The organism is Streptomyces endocoffeicus (assembly GCF_016741935.1).
Classification (GTDB): domain Bacteria; phylum Actinomycetota; class Actinomycetes; order Streptomycetales; family Streptomycetaceae; genus Streptomyces; species Streptomyces endocoffeicus.
In genome coordinates this window covers 156,414-174,150 of the sequence record NZ_JAERRG010000003.1, presented here as the reverse complement: position 1 = coordinate 174,150, position 17,737 = coordinate 156,414, and the positions used below count along the sequence as shown (strand labels likewise).

Annotated in this window: 15 protein-coding genes and 1 pseudogene; 13 read left to right on the top strand and 3 right to left on the bottom strand. The window is 70.0% G+C overall.

The window, feature by feature from the left end:
- Positions 1-16 precede the first annotated feature (16 nt).
- Positions 17-1,096, bottom strand: coding sequence for a TauD/TfdA family dioxygenase (locus tag JK364_RS10930; RefSeq protein WP_201850123.1), 1,080 nt, complete (start codon positions 1,094-1,096; stop codon positions 17-19).
- 183 nt (positions 1,097-1,279) lie between these two features.
- Here JK364_RS10930 and JK364_RS10925 point away from each other — a divergent pair, with 183 nt between their 5' ends.
- The 6 genes from JK364_RS10925 (at position 1,280) to JK364_RS10900 (ending at position 7,595) form a co-directional block, all read left to right on the top strand.
- A complete protein-coding gene (locus JK364_RS10925) occupies positions 1,280-2,305 on the top strand; it encodes an AraC family transcriptional regulator (RefSeq protein WP_201850121.1) in 1,026 nt (341 codons plus the stop codon).
- Between the two features lie 311 nt (positions 2,306-2,616).
- Positions 2,617-3,675: a beta-keto acid cleavage family enzyme gene (locus JK364_RS10920; RefSeq protein WP_201850119.1), complete on the top strand. Its 1,059-nt coding sequence runs from the start codon at positions 2,617-2,619 to the stop codon at positions 3,673-3,675.
- A gap of 44 nt (positions 3,676-3,719) precedes the next feature.
- The gene (locus JK364_RS10915) at positions 3,720-4,691 is read left to right on the top strand and encodes a quinone oxidoreductase family protein (protein WP_201850117.1); all 972 of its coding nucleotides are present in this window, start codon (positions 3,720-3,722) and stop codon (positions 4,689-4,691) included.
- Between the two features lie 40 nt (positions 4,692-4,731).
- On the top strand, positions 4,732-5,652 hold the full coding sequence (locus JK364_RS10910) for a TauD/TfdA dioxygenase family protein (protein ID WP_201850115.1): 921 nt from the start codon (positions 4,732-4,734) through the stop codon (positions 5,650-5,652).
- Between the two features lie 30 nt (positions 5,653-5,682).
- Positions 5,683-7,014, top strand: a complete 1,332-nt coding sequence (locus JK364_RS10905) for an MFS transporter (protein WP_201850113.1) — start codon at positions 5,683-5,685, stop codon at positions 7,012-7,014.
- The gene (locus JK364_RS10900; RefSeq protein WP_201850111.1) at positions 7,011-7,595 is read left to right on the top strand and encodes an RBBP9/YdeN family alpha/beta hydrolase; all 585 of its coding nucleotides are present in this window, start codon (positions 7,011-7,013) and stop codon (positions 7,593-7,595) included. The genes JK364_RS10905 and JK364_RS10900 overlap by 4 nt, the downstream gene beginning before the upstream one ends.
- Positions 7,596-7,706: 111 nt before the next feature.
- Here JK364_RS10900 and JK364_RS10895 read toward each other — a convergent pair whose 3' ends face one another.
- Positions 7,707-8,795, bottom strand: coding sequence for a YeiH family protein (locus JK364_RS10895; protein WP_201850109.1), 1,089 nt, complete (start codon positions 8,793-8,795; stop codon positions 7,707-7,709).
- 108 nt (positions 8,796-8,903) lie between these two features.
- On the opposite strand from JK364_RS10895, the gene JK364_RS10890 reads away from it, so the two are divergent.
- The 4 genes from JK364_RS10890 (at position 8,904) to JK364_RS10875 (ending at position 15,049) form a co-directional block, all read left to right on the top strand.
- Complete coding sequence (locus JK364_RS10890; RefSeq protein WP_201850107.1) at positions 8,904-9,812, top strand: LysR family transcriptional regulator; 909 nt, start codon at positions 8,904-8,906, stop codon at positions 9,810-9,812.
- Between the two features lie 132 nt (positions 9,813-9,944).
- On the top strand, positions 9,945-10,214 hold the full coding sequence (locus JK364_RS10885) for an FCD domain-containing protein (RefSeq protein ID WP_201850705.1): 270 nt from the start codon (positions 9,945-9,947) through the stop codon (positions 10,212-10,214).
- A 143-nt stretch (positions 10,215-10,357) separates the two neighbouring features.
- A complete protein-coding gene (locus JK364_RS10880; RefSeq protein WP_230991758.1) occupies positions 10,358-13,723 on the top strand; it encodes an outer membrane protein assembly factor BamB family protein in 3,366 nt (1,121 codons plus the stop codon).
- A 15-nt stretch (positions 13,724-13,738) separates the two neighbouring features.
- Complete coding sequence (locus tag JK364_RS10875; RefSeq protein ID WP_307841224.1) at positions 13,739-15,049, top strand: hypothetical protein; 1,311 nt, start codon at positions 13,739-13,741, stop codon at positions 15,047-15,049.
- Here the strand turns inward: JK364_RS10875 and JK364_RS10870 are convergent.
- Positions 15,042-15,512 carry a MarR family winged helix-turn-helix transcriptional regulator gene (locus JK364_RS10870; protein WP_201850105.1) on the bottom strand — a complete coding sequence of 157 codons (471 nt, stop codon included), beginning with the start codon at positions 15,510-15,512 and terminating at the stop codon, positions 15,042-15,044. The two genes, JK364_RS10875 and JK364_RS10870, sit on opposite strands and share 8 nt — an antisense overlap.
- Before the next feature lie 93 nt (positions 15,513-15,605).
- Here JK364_RS10870 and JK364_RS10865 point away from each other — a divergent pair, with 93 nt between their 5' ends.
- From JK364_RS10865 to JK364_RS10855, 3 genes and pseudogenes are all read left to right on the top strand, one after another.
- Positions 15,606-16,910: an amidohydrolase family protein gene (locus JK364_RS10865; protein ID WP_201850097.1), complete on the top strand. Its 1,305-nt coding sequence runs from the start codon at positions 15,606-15,608 to the stop codon at positions 16,908-16,910.
- Positions 16,911-17,182: 272 nt separating this feature from the next.
- A pseudogene (locus JK364_RS10860) lies at positions 17,183-17,404 on the top strand (glycosyl hydrolase 53 family protein); the annotation flags it as partial.
- 49 nt (positions 17,405-17,453) lie between these two features.
- The gene (locus JK364_RS10855) at positions 17,454-17,696 is read left to right on the top strand and encodes an MmyB family transcriptional regulator (protein WP_201850089.1); all 243 of its coding nucleotides are present in this window, start codon (positions 17,454-17,456) and stop codon (positions 17,694-17,696) included.
- Positions 17,697-17,737: the final 41 nt, after the last annotated feature.

Here is a 17,737-nt window from a genome sequence, read left to right as displayed (position 1 = left end):
TTCGGGATGGTGACGGTCACCGCGGGCGGTGGGAGCCGCCGGGGCCGGCGGTGTGCTGTCTCGCGATCACGTCGCGTGGGGGGATCCCGCCGCCCGGGCCGTCGGTGATGTTCGGATCGCCCCAGAGGCTCGGCGGCAGGTCGCGTCCCCGCCGCAGGTCCAGCCACAGCCGCAGCACATGGCGCTTCCGCTCGGCCTCGGCGTGGTCCTCGTACTCCGTGCGGGAATGCAGCACCGCGTGGTTGTTGAGCAGCAGCAGGTCGCCGACCTCGAACTCGACGTCCAGCCGAAGCTCGGGGGACCCCGCCAGTTCATCGATGAGATCGAACAATTCCACGTCCGCCGGCTCCAGCCGGGGGACCTCGGGGAAGCGCTGTGCGGATTCGAGGTAACCGCGGTGGTAGCGGATGCTGAGCTTGCCCCCGTACCAGCACGCGAGCGGAACCGCGTAGTACGGTCGCTCGCCAGGGGCCTGCTCCTCCCGACGGTCGAGGAAGTGCCTGCGGTACAGGCGCTCGACCAGATCCGGCCGCCGTGCCAGCACGGCGTTGTAGATCGCGGCCGAGCTGACGACCGCGGTGCGTGCGCCTGAGCGGGCCGATTGCAGGCAGAGCAGCCCGAGGGCATCAGAGCCGTCGGTGTGGAACGGCAGCCCTTCCCTGGTCTGATAGCCGCGCGTCGCGGGGTCGGCCATGGTCCGGCCGGTGTCCCGGGCGTGGCCGAGCACGTGGCCCGCCGCGTTCTGTGACACCGGAGTACCCAAGTGCTGATTCAGTCCCCAGAAAATGGTGCTCGCCGCCGCCCGGCTGTACCGCTCGACCGGAATGCGTTTGATGAGTACGAAGCCGTGTCCGTTCTCCAGTACGTCGGCGATGCGCTCCAACTCTCCGGCCAGGGTCGGCAGCGGAAAGTCACCGGCGCTCACCTTCAACAGCGGAACACCCCGGTCGCGCACCACCCGCAGGGCCGCCTCGAGCTCGTCGATCTGCGCCTGTGTGAGCCGCAGAACCCACGCGTCGGAGTCCGCCAGGTCCGGGCCGTGCCACACGGCCGGCCCGGTGCGGGCCCGGCGCAGCACCTTGATCACGCTGGTCACGGGGGCCTCCCTGGGATCGTGTGTCCGTCGAGTCGGAGCCATGGTCGGTTCCGGTCGGCTGGGATGCCGAACGTCGGGCGGCGGGCTCTCGCGGTGGTGCAACGTTAGGTCGCGCCGCACCGCACCGCTTGACCTGACGTGACAGGTGACTTACCAATTGGGGACGACCCCTAGAGTGCGCCCATGAAGCCCCTCGTCCGCAACGCGGCGCTGAACAGCTACATCGAGCTCAGCCGGTCGCTCGGCATCGACCCCCGGGGCCTGATGAAGCGGGTGGGTCTGGACCCCGTCGGCCTCGCGGTCCAGGACAGATGGATCTCCGGGGTGGCCGTGACCCAGCTGTTCGAGCTCTCGGCGGCGGCCTCGCACCGCGAGGACTTCGGCCTGCTCCTGGCCGAGCGCCGCCGCCTGTCCAACCTCGGCCCCATCAGCCTGGTCATACGCGAGGAGCCGGATGTCCGGAGCGCGCTCGAGCTTCTCGTCCGCCATGAGTACACGTACAACGAGATGCTCCACAGCCGGCTCTCCGAGGCGAATGGCCTGGCCACCCTGAAAGTGGCGCTGGAGCCGGGTGGTGAGGCCGTGCCGGCCCGCCAGGCCATGGAGCTGGCCGTGGGGGTGTTCCACCAGGTCCTCCGCGGTTTCCTCGGCGCTCGGTGGCTGCCGGTGTCCGTGTGTTTCACCCACGGCGCGCCGACGGACACCGGGACACATCGGCGCACCTTCGGCCCGGTGGTGGAATTCGACCGGGAATTCAACGGAATCGTCTTCTACGCCAGTGATCTCAACGTGCCCAACCCCATGTCGGATCCGCTGCTCCACACCTACGCGCGGCAGTACTTCGACTCCATCGCGGTCTCGAGGGACACGACCGTACCGGACCGCGTGCGCGAGCTGATCGAAGTTCTGCTGCCGACCGGGCGCTGTTCGATCGAGCAGGTCGCCTCCAGCCTCGGCGTCGACCGGCGAACCGTCCACCGGCATCTGTCGGCCTCGGGCGAGTCGTTCTCCTCCCTCCTGAACGCGACGCGCACTCAGCTCGCGGAGCAGCTCGTGGCGAACCAGCGCCGCTCGTTGACCGAGATCTCCGGGCTGCTGGGGTTCGCCGCGCCGAGCGCCTTCTCACGGTGGTTCGGCCAGCGGTTCGGTTGCAGCCCCAGGGAGTGGCGCAACCGGCGAACGAGGCAGCCGCACTCGGGCGAGGAGTGACCACCAGGCGATCCGTCGCGGTCCCCAAGTGATAAGTCGGATGTCACCGACGGTAAAGCGGGTGGCGTAACCGGCCCTTAACGTTGCCTTACCGCAACGGACACCGTCGGCCTCACCAGGGCGAGCGGAGACCCCGTCCGCGGCCGCATGCTCCCCGCCGGGACCCCGCTGATCGTATCCGGGCCCCTGGCGAACCCGGGAATCCCATCCGCAATCCCGCTTCGATCCCCGCCGTCCCGCTCAGCTCTCGCATCGCGGGCAGTGACGCAGATGGCGCGGCGGGTGAAGCCATCCGACAAAGGAGATGGACCGTGCACTTCTTCGATGACTCCCTGTACCCGGAGAACCAGGAGAAGCTGGTCATCCAGGCCGCGCCCTACGGGCCGGAGTGGCTGCCCGGCGATGCAGATGACCTCCCGCTCACCATGGATGAGCACGTGCAGGCGGCGGTCGACTGCTACAACGCCGGCGCCACGGTTCTGCACATCCATGTGCGCGAGCTGGACGGCCACGGTTCCAAGCGCATGTCCATGTTCAACGAGCTGATGGCCCGGCTGCGCGAGGCCGTGCCGGACATGGTCCTGCAGATCGGGGGGTCGATCTCCTTCGCCCCCGAGGACGAGGGTGGCGACGCCAAGTGGCTCAGCTACGACACCCGCCACATGCTGGCCGACATCACCCCCCATCCGGACCAGGTCACGATCGCGATCAACACCAACCAGATGAACATCGTCGAGCTCTTCGACGACGAGGACATCGAGGGCACCTCGATCGCCAAGCCGACGTACTACAAGGCCTATCGGGACATGGTGGTCGAGGCCGGGCCGGACTTCTACCTCGAGCACCTCGAGCGGCTCCGGGCCAGCGGCATCCAGCCGCACTTCCAGCTCGCCAACCTGTCACAGCTGGAGACCGTGGAGCGGCTGATCCGCAAGGGTGTGTACAACGGCCCGCTGGTGCTCAACCTCGTCGCCATCGGCGGTGGGTTCACCGGCCGGCACCCGGCCGACCTGATCGAGTTCATCCGCCGCGTCCCGGACGGGGCGGTGCTGACGGTCGAGGCCTCCATGCGCGCGGTGGCGCCGATGAACGCGATCGGCATCGCCCTGGGCACGCATGTGCGGGTGGGCAACGAGGACAACCTGTGGCGCCACAAGGGCGAGCGGATCTCGTCCGTGGCGCAGGTCGAGCAGATGGTCCAGATCGCGAACGCGCTCGGCCGGGAGATCGCCACCGGACCGGAAGCCAAGAAGATCTACAAGATCGGCGAGTGGTACTCGGACACCGACGAGACCCTGGCCCAGCTCGGCATGGTGCCCAACCGCCGTCCCGGCCGGCGCGGCTCCATGCTGCGCGACGTCGAGAACTGACCCCACACCACGAGCACACGAGCACACGAGCAACGGAGCAATTCATGGCACACGCCACTCGCTTCCACGAAACCGGAGGCCCCGAGGTACTCCGGTGGGAGGCCATGGCCGTCGGCGACCCAGGTCCTGGTGAGGTACGTGTCCGGCATGTCGCCGTCGGACTCAACTTCGCCGACACCTACTTCCGTACCGGGCTGTATCCCGTGCCGCTCCCCGCGGGGCTCGGTGTCGAGGGTTCCGGGGTGGTCGAGGCCGTGGGCGAGGGCGTGGCGCATATCGCCGAGGGTGACCGCGTGACCTACACCGGCAGCCCGCTGGGCGCCTACAGCACGGAGCGGGTCATGCCCGCCGACTCGCTGATCAAGCTGCCGGACGGGATCGACTGCGAGACCGCCGCGGCGATGACCATGCGCGGCCTCACCTCGGCCTATCTGCTGCGCCGGATCCACCCGCTCGAGTCCGGGGACACCGTACTGCTCCACGCGGCGGCCGGCGGTGTCGGGCTGATCTTCTCCCAGTGGGCGAAGCTGCTCGGCATCACCGTCATCGGCACGGTCTCCAGCGAGGAGAAGGCCGAGATCGCCCGCGCCCACGGCTGCGACCACATCATCCACTACCGCCGCGAGAACGTGGCCGAGCGGGTGCGTGAGCTGACCGACGGCCAGGGTGTCCCGGTGGTCTTCGACAGTGTCGGCAAGGACACGGTCGCCGGATCCATGGCGTCGCTGCGGCGCCGCGGCCTGCTGGTGTGCTTCGGCACGGCCTCCGGTGTCCCGCCGCTCGACGCCATGCAACTGGCCATCCACGGCTCGCTGTTCGTGACCCGGCCCGCGCTGGCCGACTACATCGCCGAACCCGCCGAACGGGCCGCCCTGGCGGGTGAGCTGTTCGGACATGTCGGGTCCGGCCGCATCAAGATCGAGATCAATCAGCGCTACGCCCTCCAGGACGCGGTGCGGGCACACCGCGAAATGGAGGCGGGACGAACGACGGGATCTTCCATCTTCGTCCTCTGAGCACTCCGTGCCCCCCTCAGTCATTCCAGGAGTGAACACCATGCCCCAGACCATCCCCGCGGCGAAAGACGACGCGCCTGCCCTGGTGCGCCCGAGCGTCCTCCGTACCTCCCTCACCGTTGAGCCGCTGACCTGCACCATCGGCGCCGAACTCTTCGGTGTGAACCTCGGTGACGCCGCACGCGACGACGACCTGTTCGCCGAGATCAGGAAACTGCTGCTGCGGCACAAGGTCCTGTTCGTGCGCGACCAGGACATCACCCGTGCCGAGCACATCGCCTTCGCCTCGCGCTTCGGCCCGCTGGAGGACCACCCGGTGCTCGGCAGCGACCCGGACAACCCTGGGCTGGTCCGCATCTACAAGGACCTGGACAGCAAGCCCGAGCACTACGAGAACGCGCTCCACTGCGACGCGACCTGGCGGGAGTGCCCACCCATGGGAGCCGTGCTGCGCTGCGTCGAGGGGCCCGAGGTGGGCGGCGACACGATCTGGGTCAACATGGCCGAGGCCTATCGCAAGCTGCCCGAGCAGATCAAGACGCAGATCGCCGACCTGCGCGCACGCCACAGCATCGAGGCGACCTTCGGCGCCTGCATGCCGATGGAGCGGCGTCACCAATTGAAGGCCCAGTACCCGGACCCGGAGCACCCGGTGGTGCGTACCCATCCCGATACCGGCGAGAAGATCCTCTTCGTCAACGCCTTCACCACGCACCTCGTGAACTACCACACGCCCGAGAACGTGCGTTTCGGCCAGGACTACGCACCCGGGGCGAGCCATCTCCTGAACTACCTGATCAGCCAGGCGGCCGTCCCCGAGTACCAGGTGCGCTGGCGCTGGCAGAACAACAGCTTCGCCATCTGGGACAACCGCTCCACACAGCACTACGCCGTCCAGGACTACTGGCCCGCCGTCCGCAAGATGGAGCGCGCCGGAATCGTTGGTGACAGAACGTTCTAAGCCCCGGCCCACGACGGAAAGGTGACGACCATGGGACCGCAAACGACTGCCACGAGGTTGCCGGAGACGTCTCCCGTCACACCGGCCGTGTCCCGCGGCTATGCCTGGCTGGTGTTCGCCCTGAGTTTCGGGCTTCTGCTGTCCGACTACATGTCGCGACAGGTCCTCAACGCCGTCTTTCCTCAGCTGAAGGCCGAATGGCTCCTCTCCGACTCCAAGTTGGGGTCGCTCAGCGGCATCGTGGCCCTGATGGTCGGTGTGCTCACCTTCCCCCTGTCGCTCCTCGCGGACCGGTGGGGCAGGGCCAAGAGCCTGGTGATCGCCGCGGTGGTGTGGAGTCTGGCGACTTTGGCCTGCGCCGTTTCCGCCAGTTACGGCCAGATGTTCGCGGGCCGGTTCCTCGTGGGCGTCGGAGAGGCGGCCTACGGAAGTGTCGGTATCGCGGTGGTCCTCAGCGTCTTCCCCGTCCGTCTGCGGGCCACGCTCTCCGGCGCGTTCATCGCGGGAGGGTCGTTCGGATCCGTGCTGGGCGTGTCGGTCGGCGGCGTCATCGGCCAGGCGTACGGCTGGCGCTGGGCGTTCGGTGTCATGGGGGCCATCGGACTCGTGCTGGCCGCTGTCTACGGTTTCGTGGTCACCGACAAGAGGCTCGGGTCGGCCGCGAGCAAGCACAGCGGCCAGTCCGGTGAACGCCCTCCCCTCGGGCCCCAGCTGCGGCGGCTGTTCTCCTCGGTCTCCGTCATCTGCGCCTACATCGGCAGCGGGGCCCAGATGTTCATCATGGCGGCCATGTTGGCCTGGATGCCCAGCTTCCTCAACCGCTACTACGACCTGCCTACCGCGAAGGCCGGACTGGCTGCCGGGGGGTTTGCACTGATCAGCGGCACTGGAATGATCCTCTGCGGGGTCGTCGCGGACCGCCTCAGCAAGGGGGCCGCGATCCGGAAGTGGACCGTTGCGATCGCCTGCAGCCTCGCGTCGCTCGTTCTGCTGACGACCGCGTTCCAGCTGCCGACCGGGCCGCCGCAGCTCATCGTGCTCGCCGCCGGGACGCTGGTGGTCGGCGGCGCTTCCGGCCCGGCGGCTGCCATGGTGGCAAGGCTGACCCCAGCCGACATCGCGGCGACGGCCATGGCCACGCTCACCCTGGCCAACAGTCTGATCGGGCTTGCCCCGGGGCCGGCGGTGACCGGCATGCTCGCGGACGACTGGGGTCTGCTCGGCGCGCTGAAGGTGGTCCCGCTGACCGCGCTCGCGGGCAGCGTGGCCTTCGCCATCGGCAGGTTCTCCTACGAAAAAGATCTGCGCCGGATGGGGCTGCTCCCCGACCCGGCGTTCCCGACCCCGGAGTATGCGTCATGAATCTCACCCCGTCACCGACGATCGTGATCGTCCCCGGACTGCGTGATCATGTGCCGGACCACTGGCAGACCATCCTCGCCAATAAGATCGAAAACTGCCGTTCGGTGTCGCCGCTGGAGAAGGACAGGCTGGCCTGCGACGCCCAGGTCGCCGCCTTGGACGCGGTGCTGTCGGATATCTCCGGCGAGGTAGTGCTGGTCGCCCACAGCGCCGGGGTGATGACCACCGTGCACTGGGCGCGACGACACCACCGTCCGGTCCTGGGCGCACTGCTGGCGGCGCCGCCGGACTTCGAGACGCCACTGCCGGAGGGCTACCCCACCCCGGAAGCCCTGCGTGCGAACGGCTGGACGCCGACCCCGCGGACGCCCTTGCCGTTCCCCAGCATCGTCGCGGCGAGCACGAACGATCCCCTGGCCACTTTCGAGCGCGTCACCGACCTCGCACGGGCATGGGGCAGCCGCTTGGTGGACGTCGGACCGGTTGGTCACCTCAACCCGGCCGCGGGCTACGGCGCATGGCCGCGGGCCGAGGAGTTCATCCGCGAACTCGGCGGAGTCCCGCTCGACAAAACCCTCTGACGTCCGACGCATGGCGTACGTCCGACGCATGGCGTAACTCCCCTCCGGCTCCCTCCTGCCCGCCCTCGGCAGGAGGGAGCCATTCCCACGACTTCACGGCCGGGCTCCCGCTCACAAGGAACCGGTCAGGAATTGGAGAAGCAGGCTGGTGGCCGAGACCACCACCCACAGGCAGGCCCCGAGGATGAGCGGTCGGGGGCCGGTGCGGCGCAGTGCCGCGAGGTCGGTGGACAGGCCCGTCGCGGAGAGCGCGACGGTGATGAGGAAGACCGACAGCTCACCGAGTCCGTGGTGGGCGGCGGCCGGGACGAAACCCAGGCTGTTCGCCGTGGTCATCAGCAGGAAGCCGATCAGGAACACGGGCACCAGCTTGACCACCCGAAGCCGGGGACGGTCCGTGGCCTCCGCCGCGGCGCGGTCGCGGCGTCCCACCAGCCAGGCCAGTCCCAGGCAGATGGGGATGATCATGAGGCTGCGGGTGAGCTTGACGACGACCGCGTAGTCCGCCGCGGTCCGGCCGTAGCTGGTGGCGGCGGCGACCACCGAGGACGTGTCGTTGACCGCGGTCCCCGCGAAGAGGCCGAAGCTGTGCTGGCTCATCCCCAGGAGGTGGCCGAGCAGCGGGAAGGTGAGCACGGCGGCGACGTTGAACAGGAAGATGGTGGAGACCGCGTAGGCCACCTCGACCCCGGCCGCGCCGATGACCGGCGCGGTCGCCGCGATCGCCGACGCGCCACAGACGCCCGTGCCCACGCCGATCAGTGTCCGCAGGTCCCCGACGATGCCGAGCCACCGGCCGATGCCGTACGCGGCGGTCAGGCAGACCACCAACGAGCCGATCATCACCGGAATCGAGCCGACGCCCACCTGGACCATCTGGCCCAGCGACAGTTGCGAGCCCAGGACGACGACCGAGACCTGCAGCACCCACTTGCTGGCGAAACCGATACCGGGACGCCACCGCGCTCCTGGTCTCTTCAGCGCGGCCAGCAGCACACCGAGCACGATCCCGGCCACCGGGCCGCCGACGAGCGGGAACATCTTCCCCACCGCCGTGCCCGCCACGGCGAGAGCCAGGACGAGGGCCAGACCGGGTACGAGAGAGGCCACGGCGGGCCGGGACGCCCGCGCCGGTTCGGCCTCCGGCCGGGCATCAGGCTCCGGCCGGGCAGGGACCGGACAGTCCAGATCTTCACTCATGGCCTTGACTCTGCTGCGCTCCGGACCACGGTTGTAGCCCCGAGATCGCGAGGAGGTCATAGCCAAGGGGAATGACCGCCGACCGGGTCCGCCCCATACCCTGGGGCTATGAGCCAGTTGCCGGATCCGGAATCACTGCGGCTGCTCGTCCTGGTCGGAGACGTGGGGAGCCTGAGCGGTGCGGCGGCGGAGCTCGGTCTCACGCAGCCGTCGGCGAGCAAGCGGCTGTCCGTGCTGGAGCGCAGGCTGGGCCTGGTGCTGGTGACCCGGACGCGGCGGGGATCGCAGCTCACCGACGCGGGCCGGGCCGTGGCGGGCTGGGCGCAGCGGGTCCTACAGGAGATGGAGGGGCTGCTGACCGGCACGGAGGCGCTGCGTACGAAGCGGGACGCGGAGCTGAGGGTGGCGGCCAGCATGACGGTGGCCGAGTGTCTGGTACCGGGCTGGATCGGCGAGCTGCGCCGCACCCGGCCGGAGTTGTACGTCGGTCTCCAGGTGACCAACAGCGAGCAGGTTCCGGAGCTGCTGCGCAGCGGAGCGGTGGACCTGGGGTTCGTCGAGTCACCGCGGGCCCCGGCGGGGCTGTCCGCCCGGCAGGTCGCCCGCGACCGGCTGCTCGTGGTGGTCGCCCCGGGACACCCCTGGACGCGCCGCCGTCGCCCGCTGAGCGTCGCCGAGCTCGTGGCCGCGCCGCTGGTGCTGCGCGAACGCGGCTCGGGCACCCGCGAGACCCTGGACCAGGCGCTGCGCAAGGCCGGCGTGGGCGAACCGCTGCCGCTCCTGGAGCTGGGGTCGGCGACCGCCGTGCGCAATGCCGTGATCGCCGGAACCGGCCCGGCAGTGATCAGCGAGCTCGCGGTGGGGGCCGACCTCGCCGATGGCCGCCTGGTGTCGGTGGCGGTCGAGGGCCTCGATCTACGCCGTGATCTGCGCGCCGTCTGGGCTTCGGGACGTGTCCCCGTCGGCCCCGCGGCGGAGCTTCTGGCCGTGACGAGACGCCGCGGAAAGAAGGCATGAACCGCCGCGGGGCCGACGCGGCACAGGCGCCATCAGTCGGCGGCCAGGTCGGGGCCGGAGGTCAGCGGGGCATGACCGCCAGCGGGCGCCGCGGTCACCGCGGACGACCCGGCCGAGCTGACGGCGGCGGACATGCGGTTCCACGAGATGCTGGTGGCGTGCCTGCGCAATCAGCGCCTCGAGCGCACCAGCAGGACACTACTGGTCGAAACGCGGATGTGTCTGGCCCGGCTCGAGGGGCACTACTCGATGCCGCAAGAGGCCGTCGACGAGCACTCCGACATCGTCGGCGCGATCGAGTCGGCGGACGTCGCAGCGGTGATCAAGGCCGTGGGCGACCACATGACCAACGCCGCGGAACTGCTGGACCGCCTCCATACCCAGCACACCACCCCGCGGTGAGGGCACGAAAGCGCTGATGGCACGTCATATGCGCCCCGCATGCCCCAACAGCCGCGAACGGGACGCTGAACACTTCGGGGCCGCCATGTGAAGAAGACCATTACCAACGAGTAACCGATAGCGGATCAGTAGCGTCCGCGTTTATGAAATCCATACACAGAGCGGCGGGGCTCGCCCTCGCGCTGCTGTTTCTCGTGCTGGGCATCGGTGCCCAGACCGCGTCCGCGCATGTCACGCGCGAGCATGCCGAACTCGTGGTCGCGCCCGGTGACCACGTCACCAGCGGCCGTCTCATCGTGCACAGTTCAGTCGTCGCTCCCGAGAAGGCCGGCGAGTGGGCGGCCGGGATGCTCTCGGCCCCTTGCCCCGCCACCGGCTCGGGCGTGCCCGGCGACCACGGCGGCGTGCCCGGCGGCGTCGTCATCGAGGTGGCGTGGAGCTGCCGCGTCGACGCGCTCGACCTGAGCCCGCTCATCGACAAGGCCGGACTGGCCCAGGTCGTCACCGAGTTCGACGGCACGACCGTCGATGCCTCCGCCGCCACCCCGCTCGTCGACGTCCACGGCGCGCACGCCCTGCCGTCGTTCCCCTGGCTCACCGTCGTGCTCGGCACGGCCGGCGGTGCCGTACTGTTGCTCGCCGCCTGGCGACTGCCGCTCCTCGTCCGCGGACTGCGCCGCGTCCGTCGGCGGTGGCAGCTGGCGGCCGCGGGGGTCGTGGCGCTGTCCTTCCTCGCGCCCCAGGCGGCCTTCGCCGACAACAGCGCGGATCCGGTCGACACCGTCACCGTCGAGGGCACCGTCTTCAAGGACCGCAACGGCAATGGCAAGCGGGACACGGGTGAGCGGCCCATGCCCGGTATCGACGTCACCGACGGCGCCGGGTGGACCACGACCGGCGCGGACGGCTCGTACCGCCTGAGCATGGACCCGAAGCGGCGGGAGACCGACCTCGTCAGCATCGTCTCCCCCGACGGATACACGCCCGCCCTGCGCAAGGACTACATCCCGCAGTTCTTCCACAAGGTCCCCGAGACCGGTGGCAAGGACGTGGACTTCGCGCTCGTACCCGACCGCAACGCCTCGAACCCCACCGAGAAGTGGGTCATGAACTCCGACACGGAGGTGAGCAACACATCCGACAACCAGGCCCGGAACGCCCTGCCCCAGTGGACCGGCCAGGTCCAGGCGATGTCCGAGGTCGACGGCGCGACGATGCAGATCGATACCGGTGACCTCACCGTCACGGACTACGCCGACGAGCCGCGCCGCCAGGGCGGGTACGACATGTTCATGAAGGGTCTGGAGGACGGCCGGCTCGGCCACCCCTTCTACCCGGTGATGGGCAACCATGACTTCGGCGGCACGGCGACCTCCCAGGGATACGCCGGCAGCATGGAGTACTACCGCCGCAACCTCGCCCCCGAGTGGTACAGCTTCGACCGCGACGGCCGCCACATCGTCGTCCTCGAGGACAACTACGACTCCAGCGGACTGAAGCCGCAGCTCGAATGGTTGCGCCGGGACCTCGCCCGGCACGCGGTCGGCAAGCAGGTGTTCGTCTTCGCCCACCGCTCGCTGTTCACCCAGTGGGGCCCGGGCGCCGGCATGCAGCCGACCATCGACGAACTCGCCAAGTACGACGTACGGATGGTCGCCGCCGGTCACAACCAGCAGGCCGAGTTCCGGCGCGGCGCCTTCAAACGGTCCGTCGAGATCAACAACCAGGGCACCTACGGGATCGACGGCGCCCACCCCGACTACAAGGTCCTCGACTTCCAAGCCATCACGGACGACCCCCGCACCCGCCGCAACGAGGACACCGGTCATGTGACCGGCGTCCACCGGCAGTTCGACATCGACGACGACGCGGCGCTGGTCAGCCCCGCGCAGGGCAGCGTGCACGGCGACAAGACCGCGGTGCCCGTCGAGGCGTACGCGGAGGACGACGGGCGCACGCCCGCGAAGGCCACGCTGACGGTGCGCGACGACCGCGGCGAAGTCGTGAAGCGGACCACGATGCCCTTCGGCAAGGGGGCGTCCCACCCAGGCGTCGAGAACTGCTACACCCCGCCCGGCGGCAAGCCCGAGCCCTGCCCCGACGCACGCGGCGCCTGGACCCGGGCGAGCGGCACGCTGCCGGAGCTGCGGCCCGGCACGTACACCGCCGAGTCCATCGCGTACGACACCAGGGGCAAGCGGTTCCCCACCGTGCGGAACACCTTCGAGATCGTGCGCGACTCCGAGCTCGCCAAGCCCAGGACCGGCAGGGACTGGCTGCGGCAGGGCGGCGACGAGGCCGGGCGGTCCTCGAGCGGCGACGAGCCGGGAGCGAAGCTCGACCTCAAGTGGGCCCGCCACACCGGCGAGCAGTTCAACCTCAACGGTTCGGTGGTCACGGACGGCAAACTCATCGTCTCCTCCCGCGCCTTCGACTCGCCGTACAGCATGATGCTCGCCTACGACATCGCCTCCGGGCGTGAGCTGTGGCGCACCTACCTGGACGGAGACGCCGAGTCGGCGCCGACGCTGCACGGCGGCAAGGTCTATCTCACCACCGGCGTCGGCCGGATCTACGCACTCGACGCGGCGAACGGCCGCATCGCCTGGCAGTCGATCGACCGGGAGGAAACCCACGGGGACACCGTGCGCCGCTACGGCCGCGCCGGCGGCCCGGTCAGCGTCTTCACGCTCGGGGGCGCGGACCGCCGCTCGGTCGCCGTCTACCAGGACGCCGGCACGGTCCGCTGCCGGGACGCCGAGTCCGGCGGGACGCTGCCCGGCGGCTTCGGCGCCGCGTTCTCCTGGGGACAGGCCCACAGCACGGTGATCCGCGAGCCCGGCTCCAACACCGCCTATCTGCACTCCATGTCGAGCAACTCCGTCATCGCCATGGACCTCGCGACCTGCACCCAGAAGTGGGTGAAGGACACCGCGGGCGGCATCGACAGCCACTCCTCGCCCGTCCTGACCGACCCGGCCACGGGCGAGGCGAAGCTGGTGACGTTCACGGCGTGGGGCGTCCGCGGGCACGACCCGAAGACGGGCGCGGTGACCTGGGAGTCCAAGCTGGGCGGCAACAGCACCTGCGAGCCGGGGCCCGCCCCGCTCACCAGCCCGGCCGTATGGGGCGACACCGCCTATGTCGCGGGCCGGGACGGTGTCGTACGCGCCTACGACACCAGCGCGGCCGATCCGTCGAAGCCGGTGTGGGAGACCAAGTCCGGCTATCTGGCGGGCGAGAGTCCGCTGGACGACAAGTGGCGCGTCGCCATGGGCTGTTCGGCCGGTGCCGGTTCGCCGACGATGCACCCGCTGGTGACGAAGTCCCATGTGTACGTCGGGACCTGGGACGGCCGACTGCTCGTCCTGGACCGGGCGAGCGGGGCGCAGGTCGCCTCGTACAACCTCGGCGCGGGAGTGGCCTCGGCCCTCTCCCTGAGCGGTGACTGGGTCTTCGCCCTCACGGACGACGGCACGGTCCACGCGCTCGCCGCACGCCGGAAGTAGAGGAGAAGCACCACCGTGCGATCACTCCGCACCGGGGTGCCGCTCCTGCTGGCCGCCGTCTCCGCGCTGCTCCTGGGCAGCGCGGGGACGGCGCAGGCGCACCCCTTCGGCACCCCTCCCGTAGTGAAGATCGAAGCGACGGGCACCGCCGTCGACACGACCTGGTCCGCGCAGCGGGACGACATCGCCGTCCTGGACAAGAAGACCGGCGGTGACGAGGCGGGCTATCTGCGCTCGCACATCGTCGTACGCCAGGACGGCCACCCCTGCCCGGTGAAGCGGGCGGTCGGCGTGAAGCTCCACTTCGTCTGCCCGCGGCCGGTGGACCGCGTCGAACTGACGGTCACGGCGCTGACGGACATCAACCCGGCGTACCGGACGCTGTCGGTCACGAGCACGGGCTCCGGCGGGCTGCACACGGCCCAGGAACCGACGCGAACGCTGACCCTGACCCCGACGGCGGCGGGGACCGCCGAGGCCGCACCGGCCGCTTCGGGCGGGCCGGCCTGGACAACTGACCTGGCCTCACTGCTGGACCACGGCGTGGCCCTTCCGCTCGCGCTGCTCGTGGCCGCGGCCGTGGGGGCGCTCCACGCCTGCGCACCGGGGCACGGGAAGTCCCTGGCCGCCGGGTATCTGGTGGGCGCCAAGGGCAGGCCGCGCGACGCGGTGTGGCTGGGCGGGATCGTCGCCGTGATGCACACGTTCTCGGTCGCCGCTCTGGCGGTCGGCTGGTGGCTGGCGGCGAACAGCACGCCCGACATCGCGGCGCTGACGGGGTGGCTCCAGCTGATCGCGGCGCTGGTGGTGGCCGGGGTGGGGGTGAACCTGCTGCGCCGCCATCTGCGCCACCGAAGGCACCACCGTTCCCCTCACGGACATGACCACGGGCCTGACCATGGTCACGGGCATGACCACGGGCACGGACATGACCACGGGCACGGGCATGACCACGGGCACGGGCACAGCCATCACATCCCGGACGCCCCGTCCCTCCTCACCTGGCGAGGCCTCGTGCTCCTCGGCACATCGGGTGGTCTGCTGCCCTCGCCGTCCGCCTTCCTCGTCCTGCTCACCGGCCTGCTGACCGGCAAGGTCGGGATCGCGCTCGCGATGGTCGCGGCGTTCAGCCTCGGCATGGCGCTGACGCTCATCGGCGTCGGCCTGATCGTGCTGCGCGGCCGGGACGCGCTGCTGGACCGCGTCTCCCGGTCCCGGACGCTGCGGACGTGGACGCCGAGGGTTCCGCTGTTCGCGGCCTCGGCGGTGGTGGCCGGAGGGACCGTGGCCGCGGCGGTTGCCGCGGGCCACCTCCTGGCTACGTGACCTCGCTGTGCGATTCGATGCGCTCGATCGTCTGCTCGCTCCATGCCCGGATGGCATCGGCCTGCTGCGGAGTGAGGGTGTCGAAGAAGTGGCGGCGGATGTTGCCGGCGTGCCCGGTGATGGCGCTCTGCACGGCACTACGCCCCTCGGCGGTCAGCTTGGTCCCGGTACGGCGGCCGTAGGCACCGCTTTCGGTCCGTGCCACGAAACCGCGCTTCTCCATGCGGGTCAGCTGGTGCGAGACGCGGCTCTTCTCCCAGCCGAGCGACTCGGAGAGCTCACCGACACGCAGCTCGCGCCCGGCCGCGCGCCACAAGGTCATCAGCACGCTGAACTCGGCCTTCGAGATGCCGAACTCACGTTGGAGGGCACGGTCGAGCTCCCGGGCGAGCAGCCGCTGCGCGTGCGTCCAGGCGCCCCAGAGCTCCCACTCCTCGGGGTCCAGGTCGCGGGTCTCCGTCATGGCGGAAATCCTACCCGCCGGAGGCGCGCAGTTGACGCATCAACACCACGCTCCTAGAGTTGATGCGTCAACTGTGTGAGAGGAGCTCATCCGATGAGGACATTGGTGCGCGGCGGCATGGTGGTCAGCATGGACCCGGCCGTCGGCAATCTCCCGCAGGGCGACCTGCTCATCGAGGACGGCCGGATCGCGGCGATCGCCGCCGACGTGGACCCGGCCGACTCGGAGGTCGTCGACGCCCGCGGCAAGATCGTGATGCCCGGTTTCGTCGACACCCACCGGCACACCTGGCAGACCGCCTTCCGTGGCATCGGCGCCAACTGGACGTTCCGCGAGTACGGCGTCGCCATGCACGGCACATTCCGGCCGCACTACCGGCCGGAGGACGTGTACCTGGGCAACCTGCTGGGCCGGATCGAGGCACTGAGCTCGGGCGTCACGACCATGCTCGACTGGTTCCACTGCTCCGACCGCCCGGAGAACGCCGACGCCGCGATCCAGGCGCTGCGTGACGCGCCCGGCCACTCGGTGTTCTGCTACGGCGCGGGCTTCGCCGACGACTCGATCGCCACCGAGGTCAAGCGCGTGCGATCCCAACTGCCGGACGAGGGAATGGCGTTGGGGCTGCGCGGCCCGCAGCTGACCTCGTTGGACACCACCGCGGACGATGTCGCACTGGCACGGGAGCTCGGGCTGCGGGTGAGCGTCCACGTACACGCCGCCACGGGCTGGCCCAGCGGTGAGCGCCCCATCGCGGACATGCGTGACCGCGGACTGCTGGATGACCGCACGACCTTCGTGCACGGCAACGGCATCTCCGACGACCAGGTGGCGATGATGGCCGACGCGGGCTGCTCGGTGTCGATCAGCCCGGACGTCGAGCTGAAGATGGGCTTCGGCTGGCCCGAGACCGGCCGCATGCTGGCCGCCGGGATCCGCCCCTCACTGTCCGTCGACGACTGCCCGTCCGCCGGCGGCGACATGTTCGCCACCATGCGCACGGCGTTCTCCGTCCAGCGCGGCCTGAACGGCGGTCTCACGGCGCGGGACTTCGTCGAATTCGCCACGGTGGACGGCGCCCGCACGTGTGGACTCGACGCCCGGACGGGCAGTCTCAGTGTCGGCAAGGACGCCGACTTCATCCTCCTCGACGCCGAGGACCTCACGGTCTTCCCGGTCACGGATCCCATCGGCACGATCGTCTCCGCCGGTCACCCCGGGCTGGTGGACAGCGTCTTCATCGCCGGAAAGCCGGTCAAGCGAAACGGCCGGCTGCTCGACGTCGACCTGCCGGCGTTGCGCACCCGGCTGCTGGAGTCCCGCGCCCGGGTCGCCGCAGCGGCAGGCGTGCCGCTCGACGGGTCCTGGGCCCCAACGGCGAGCGCGCCGAGGCGTTGATCGGCCGCGAGCGCGGCCGGGACGGATGCGGGCGAGGTGGCGAGCCGGCGGGCGTGCGGCGTGCGGCGTACGCATGCCTAAGGATCCGGCCGCCGCGCCCTGAAGGTCACCTTGCTCACGACGGTGGTCGCCCTGGCCGTGCCTCTGCTCCCCGTGCCCACGAACGCCTCCGCCACGAACGCGCTCAGCATGCGCGGCGCCGACGTGTCGACCGCACAGCGAGCTCTTGACCTGGGCGCCAAGTACTACGACGCGAACGGAAACACCAAGGACCCGCTCGACAGGCGGGCCAGGCCGCCAACTTCTCCGATGTGCGGAACACCGCCCGCAACGCCGGCGCGATCGGGGTCTTCTACTGGGAACCGACTTGGTACGCGGTCCCCGGCAACGGCTGGGACCCGGCCGACATCGACAACAGCGGAAACAGCTGGGACAACATGGCCCTCTTCGACTGGACGGGTCATCTGAACCCGAACGTCAGCTGGAGCCCGTAGCCGATGCGACGAGCCCCGTACCGACGGTGCCCGCGAATCCCGATATGACGTGCCGGCCCTGGCCGAACTCGTCGGCGATCTCGTCCTGGGCTACGAGTCCTTCACCGCCACCGACGACCCGGACCAGATCCTCGGCATCTACACCGTCGAACCCGGTTCTCCCTCCGCGGACCGGCTGGCTCTCCTCGCAGGCTGGAGCAGCCCCCCGTACCAGCCTGACCATTCCCAGGCCGCCGGCGCGGCCAAGGCCGAACCGCCCAACGACCGGGCGGGACGCAATTCGTCTTCGTGACCTACAATTCCCCGGCCAACTGGCGAAAAACGCGCGTTCGA

Coding starts and splice junctions, on each gene's coding strand:
- JK364_RS10870 (WP_201850105.1), bottom strand. CDS start 15,512: ATGACGGAGACCCGCGACCTGGACCCCGAGGAGTGGGAGCTCTGGGGC.
- JK364_RS10910 (WP_201850115.1), top strand. CDS start 4,732: ATGCCCCAGACCATCCCCGCGGCGAAAGACGACGCGCCTGCCCTGGTG.
- JK364_RS10900 (WP_201850111.1), top strand. CDS start 7,011: ATGAATCTCACCCCGTCACCGACGATCGTGATCGTCCCCGGACTGCGT.
- JK364_RS10915 (WP_201850117.1), top strand. CDS start 3,720: ATGGCACACGCCACTCGCTTCCACGAAACCGGAGGCCCCGAGGTACTC.
- JK364_RS10925 (WP_201850121.1), top strand. CDS start 1,280: ATGAAGCCCCTCGTCCGCAACGCGGCGCTGAACAGCTACATCGAGCTC.
- JK364_RS10880 (WP_230991758.1), top strand. CDS start 10,358: ATGAAATCCATACACAGAGCGGCGGGGCTCGCCCTCGCGCTGCTGTTT.
- JK364_RS10895 (WP_201850109.1), bottom strand. CDS start 8,795: ATGAGTGAAGATCTGGACTGTCCGGTCCCTGCCCGGCCGGAGCCTGAT.
- JK364_RS10890 (WP_201850107.1), top strand. CDS start 8,904: ATGAGCCAGTTGCCGGATCCGGAATCACTGCGGCTGCTCGTCCTGGTC.
- JK364_RS10865 (WP_201850097.1), top strand. CDS start 15,606: ATGAGGACATTGGTGCGCGGCGGCATGGTGGTCAGCATGGACCCGGCC.
- JK364_RS10905 (WP_201850113.1), top strand. CDS start 5,683: ATGGGACCGCAAACGACTGCCACGAGGTTGCCGGAGACGTCTCCCGTC.
- JK364_RS10885 (WP_201850705.1), top strand. CDS start 9,945: ATGCGGTTCCACGAGATGCTGGTGGCGTGCCTGCGCAATCAGCGCCTC.